A 5,969-nucleotide genomic window follows, 5' to 3' on the forward strand; every position below is an offset into this window, starting at 1 on the left:
AGCCAATGGTGATCTGTCACCAGTGGAGTTTGAAAATTCTCAACTAAAGGTGTCCAGTTTTGGTTGACCAGAACAGTTTGAATTTGGTTGTGTGATTAGAGAGAGAGGAAAGAGAAGAAGATAATTAATACTACTATACCAGACATACACGAAAGACAGTTACATTGGAAACATACCTCAAACATACGATAAATATACTTATAAACCTAGATGTTAAAATAAACTGGTAGAAAATTAAAATTGAAAAGAATAACTGACAAATAAAATCAATCACTTATGAAGTTATACTGTAAAAATTAAAACTAAAAACACTACGCATAACTCACTTAATTTAATACAAATAAATCACTAATAACTGTACAATTAAAAATACGGTAGTATTGATATAAACGGATACACATAATCAAACTAAAAATCATGACACGGGATAAGAATGAGAACATTAATGAGAGCAGAACTACCTTTTAACAGTATTCGTGAGATTAATTGGTACCTGTATAAACTTGGCCTATTTCCCGCTAAAGCTCCATCCCTCACAGTTAAAAGCGGTGGTGATTATATTAAGCAAGCATTGCACTCACGCTATAAAAATGCCCCCGAAAAAGTAAGCTTAGAAATAAATCACCTCCATCAACACTTTGAATCGGAAGCAATACCTGATGATATATTTAATTGGGTTGACCTGAGCAATGAACGCCAATGCACCTGGCTATTTTTAGACCTGAGGAATATTATGCTTGCTAGCTGGTTAGATGAGAATTTTCTAGTTGAGCGATCAATGAACTCTAGGTGTATGGACATAGTGGAACAACAATTCATTTTTCCTCGTGTTGAGCTCTTCGTAAACAGCAATCCCGATAAAATATCTAGAGCAATAGCTTTCTTTGATGTACTTGAATCAGAAAAGCGTTATAAAATCAACTATATATACTGGTTAATGCGATCATGGAAAATAATTGACAAACAAAACTATCTACTAAAATGGCTTGATAAAAAAAACAACGAGCAAATTGACTGGGTGATGGAGTATTTAAGCAAGCAAGAAAGTTTCGTATCTCTTAAAAATGCATGTATGCCCGTTGCGAACGTCTCCAAATACAGCATTCTTGTCTCAGCCGTTGATTTATTTAATCACTATGAACCGAAAAATACTCCAAGACTTGAACTTCTTATCATAAAAATGAAAAAAGCATGGAGCCAAAAAAAGCATCGAGACGGACTTAAAGGAAGAAAAGCTTACAATGTAATAATGAGCACTGACGCGAAGCAGAAGCTGAAAGTGATCGCAGATGCCAGAGATTATAAGCAAAATGAGACCATAGAAAACCTCATCAACGAGGCATATGAAAAGCATTTAGTCGAAAAAAAAAGAAAAAACTAAAGATCAATATATTAGCGACAACGGATTAATTTAAAAAAAATCAGCAACACCCTGATTCTACCTTGACCGCTAATAAGCCCATGACAATAAAGCATGCGATATGGTGGGCTTAATGGTGGGTTCAAATGATTTAACAAACCATAAAAACCATCAATTAATTGATTAATAAATGAAAAAATACCCAATGAGGGAGCAAATTCAAAACTTAGAGTAGGTTCTTGGCTAGATAACTTCCCATCCAAGAATAACTTAAAAGCCCTGTTATTTGATTGTAAATACAGGGCTTTAGATGTCCCCGTGTAAAATCATTACGTCAACCAGTTGCTAACTAATCTCAGGACGCTAAGTCGTTGGCGCTTTGCAAGCAAGCCACTGCTCTTGCTTGAGTCGATTCCAAGCGGCAAGAATATGTGCCGGCTTCATCTTGGCTTTTCTCGGATTCCAACTATGCACACAGCGAACCAGCTCTTCATCTGTTGGCTCTAAGTTTGGTAGCTCTTGCGTCACCACCCAATGAACGGTTGATAATAACTCCATCCCATTTTGGGATTCAAAGCCTTGGATTAGTTGCGCTACTTTATCAAAACGTTGTTTGGTTTCTTGGTGCTGTTCAAGATACCTAAACGCTTCTTGCGCCGCCTCTTCCTTTAGGGCAATTGGCGTCTCAGGCTTATTGAGCCCGTCAGCATAACCCGTAATAAAGTGGCCTTCCATTTTATCAAGCACATGACGTAACACATCCGCATAAGGGCCATAATGATGCTTTTTAAACATTACCTTATTTAAAGGCTCACCCGCTGCAGTCAAAAAATAAACCAGTTTCTGAACTTCGAGTAGCGATAGACGATAACCAAAGCCCGTTGAAACATAGCGTTCAATTAGCCCCAAAACAGCAGCTCGTCCTATCGTCATGCTAGGCCGTTTAGTCAGATTAGGCATAGCTTGTGCACTTGGTGCAACTTGCGGTGGGTAAATTCGCCATTCAACGTCAGGAACATCAGCCAATGATTGCTGTATTAGTCGTTCAACATCTTGCCAAGGTAAACCACCTAAGCCACTCCCCAAAGCAGGGATGGCAACCGATTTTAAACCTAAGCGCATCACTTCTGCCTTTAGGCTAATTAAACCTTGTTCAATATACTCAAGCTTAGATTTTCCTTTCCAATGAGCCTTAGTTGGAAAATTAATAACGTAGAAAGGAGCACTGGCTGAGTTGAGTTCAAAGGAGAGGACTTGCCCAACAACTAATGATTGCTCATCACAGGCTTTTTTATAGGCCTTGAAATAGCAATCGGGAAAAGCTTTTTTGAATTGCAGCGCTAAGCCTTTCCCCATCACGCCTACAGTATTAACTGTGTTAATAATGGCATCGGCTTGATCGTGAAGAATATTACCTGTTTGATAAGTGATCATAACAACCTCTAGTAATACCATTCAGGTCGTACAACAACCTCTGGCCTATGTTGTGCCCCATTTAGCAACAAATCAACTTCATCTGCTATCTCTTGGGTTTTGACGCCTATTTGGGCAATCGCATGCCATGGCACAGACTCAAAAGCTAAAAATTCAGCTTGTTTTTCTTCTTTAAAATCTTGCCAGTACTTTTCTCGGATAATGCGAGCAATATCTAGCTCGCCTAGTCGCTCAAAGTCGTCAATTTGCTCGGCATAGTCCAAATCCGCATGAATATCGGTGAAGAAACAATGCTCATTCGTAAGAAGAATCGAATCCGTATCACTGATTAAGTGTAGTACCCTCTCTTGTCCATCCTGATAATCCTCATGGCCTTTATGGATCACAAACAACATGACTGAGCGAGGACAAAAATTGAAAGGGACATACTGGCCTAGTGTGCCACCAGCAGCAACGGTTACAGGACGAACCAAACGACGGTTCTTGATATGACTGTAACCAATGTTACGATTTATTAACCCTAACTCAATTCGCTTAGCATCTGACCATAAGCATCCATGGCTGAGAACGCTAGCCAGATTGTCAATATGAGTTATGTGGGAAACTTTGACTGTCATGAATCGCTATTTGCCTATAATCAGTTACGTTGCACGGTTTCTTTACGTAAAGCTATCATAGAAAAGCTAACAGCTAGACTATAAATCTCAGATTCCGTTGTCATTGGGTACAATACCAAAGCAAACTCATTCAGAGTAGCGCTGAAAATGAACTCACCTTACTAAGACATTCATGCAAAGCTCGACTCAAGACTAATCCACCTACTGAAGTAGGTGATTTAGGGCGAAAAATAAACAATAAATAAATCACATTGACAACCAGAATATCGAGTAAACCCTTCTCCAACTAGCAATCATGCTTTTGAGACATTGCAAAGGGTCAAGTTGACCCTTTCATTAGCACACTATCCTACCGCTAACTTGGCTGCCTGTTGCCACATAAAATGGGGCATTGGTGTTTTAAGTTGCCAATTGATGCTCATCGGTTGTGAGCCTGTATGCGATACATATTCCACTTCACCATAATTGACAAAACCCATGGTGCGACCGTATTCATCTTTGGTTTGTTCACGTACAAATAAAAACAGACGCTTACCAATATTTTGATGCTGGATGTACTCCAAACCATGCCCTTTGTCGGGCCTTGCACTATTTTGCGACTGCCAATGAAAGAGGTGCTCGTTAATAGCGTAATCGTGATACATGGTGGTGGGTGAGAACTGCTTTTCGTTTTTATCCAAGGTGACAAACATCAGCTCAACATTTTGATCTTTCAGCACAAACACACCTTCGCGAGCCGGTGGTTGCCGCTCAAATGTAGTCGCGCCAAATGCCACCAATATTTGCTCACGCGCATAGCGTGCATGCAGCCTGAGTGAAACCTCAGGCAAAGCTTGCATGGTTGGTTGCTCATGCTTGGTTTGTGCAAGCTGCCAATTCACAACGTCCAATAACTCTGCTTTTAACCCGTAAACATTCAGTTTCGCTAAGCTCTGATCAATGGAATCGAATCCACATTCTGGCCCCGTTTTCTGCCAAAAATCATAATGACACATTAAGGCATAGCGAGGGCTACCGCCGTTCAGCATAAATTGAGTTTGGCAAAGCTGTTTTAAGAAACTCAAATAGGCATGGTCATCACAGGTCAAAATTCGGTTATGGATTGCCTTTTTAAGCATTTTCAGCAAATCTTCATCGCCGGAACTTTCGTTAATTTCATCTTTGGCTTGCTGAACCAGCTGCGACCAACTACCGCGCTTATAGAGTTCATTCAAGTCGATATGTGGATTTAGGATTAAGAAGTTCGCCAGCGTTAACGGCAGTGTGGAATGCTCTGGATGCTGGCGGATCATCGCAACTAAACGCTTTAAGGTTAACGAAGCTTGACGAATATTGCTTAGCACCATTTCTTGCGTGCGCTTGCTTAACTCAATGCGGCAACCGAGTGGCGCATGAGGGAAGCCTTGCTTTATTTCATCACTGATCGCACGATTACTTTTACCTACTAAGGCTCTAAACTTATTTGCAAAATCATATTCAGGACGAGAATTGCCGACAAAGTCCAGCACGGTGCAGCACTCTTTACCCTCGGCTAAACGCAAACCACGGCCAAGCTGTTGCAAGAAAATAGTTAAGCTTTCTGTCGGCCTTAAAAACAGTAAGGTATCCACTTCGGGAATATCGACACCTTCGTTGAAGATATCGACCACGCAAAGCACGTTTATGTCACCAGAGCGAATGGCTTGCTGCTTTTGTTGCCGCTCATTACTGTTATCACTGGTCAACACATCCGCTTTGATTCCTTTCAATAGCAGCTGCTTTGACATGTACTGCGCATGCTCTTTACTCACACAAAAGGCCAATGCTTTCATTTTGCTTGTATCGGTGATGATCTCCTGCATGCTCAGCAAGATCTTGTCAAAGCGGACTTGGTTGTGGGTGTAAAGATTGGTCAGCTGAGCGATATCGTATCGCCCACGACTCCAAGGGATAGTGCGTAGGTCAGTATCATCATCAATACCAAAATACTGAAATGGGCATAGGTGACGGCGATTAATGGCTTCCGGTAAACGGATCTCAGCGGCAATCACACCACCAAAATCCGCCAGAATATCGCCACCATCATGGCGCTCTGGTGTAGCGGTAAGGCCTAGTAATATAGCAGGGGAAAAATGTTCCAGCACTGCGCGATAGCTTGTCGCTGCAATATGATGTACTTCATCTATCACTATGTAGTCATAATAGTCAGCCGTTAAGTTAAGCTGACTCAGCTGATTGTTCAGTGTTTGGATAGAAACAAACAACTGGCGATAATGCTCTGGCGTATGTCCGCCCACCCACAACTCACCAAAAGCACTATTACGCAATACGCCACGATACGCCGCTCTGGCTTGCTTTAAGATTTCTTCTCGGTGCGCGACAAACAAGAAATTAGCTTGTGGCTTTGCTTTGATAAAACGGGCAAAGTCAAAAGCTGAAATAAGGGTTTTTCCGGTACCCGTTGCGGCAACCACTAAATTGCGAAATCGTTGGTGAACACTATGTAGTGGTACAACTATTTTGGCCACCTGATTAGAGGTGATAAGATCACCGTAACTAAGCAGGTATCAATATGTCAA

The 5,969-nt window shown here is 41.2% G+C and carries 3 protein-coding genes and 1 pseudogene; 1 reads left to right on the plus strand and 3 read right to left on the minus strand.

The genetic code is table 11. From position 1 onward, the window contains the following. Positions 1-445: 445 nt before the first annotated feature. On the plus strand, positions 446-1,381 hold the full coding sequence (locus tag Q4519_RS21170) for a hypothetical protein (protein ID WP_303515847.1): 936 nt from the start codon (positions 446-448) through the stop codon (positions 1,379-1,381). Positions 1,382-1,723: 342 nt separating this feature from the next. Here Q4519_RS21170 and Q4519_RS21175 read toward each other — a convergent pair whose 3' ends face one another. The 3 genes and pseudogenes from Q4519_RS21175 to Q4519_RS21185 all read right to left on the minus strand — a co-directional run. Further along, positions 1,724-2,794 carry a macro domain-containing protein gene (locus Q4519_RS21175; protein WP_303515849.1) on the minus strand — a complete coding sequence of 357 codons (1,071 nt, stop codon included), beginning with the start codon at positions 2,792-2,794 and terminating at the stop codon, positions 1,724-1,726. 8 nt (positions 2,795-2,802) lie between these two features. Further along, on the minus strand, positions 2,803-3,411 hold the full coding sequence (locus tag Q4519_RS21180) for a DUF4433 domain-containing protein (RefSeq protein WP_303515850.1): 609 nt from the start codon (positions 3,409-3,411) through the stop codon (positions 2,803-2,805). Between the two features lie 344 nt (positions 3,412-3,755). Beyond that, a pseudogene (locus Q4519_RS21185) lies at positions 3,756-5,891 on the minus strand (DUF3427 domain-containing protein); the annotation flags it as partial. Positions 5,892-5,969 lie beyond the last annotated feature (78 nt).

The organism is Motilimonas sp. 1_MG-2023 (genome assembly GCF_030547455.1).
Classification (GTDB): domain Bacteria; phylum Pseudomonadota; class Gammaproteobacteria; order Enterobacterales; family CBDFNC01; genus Motilimonas.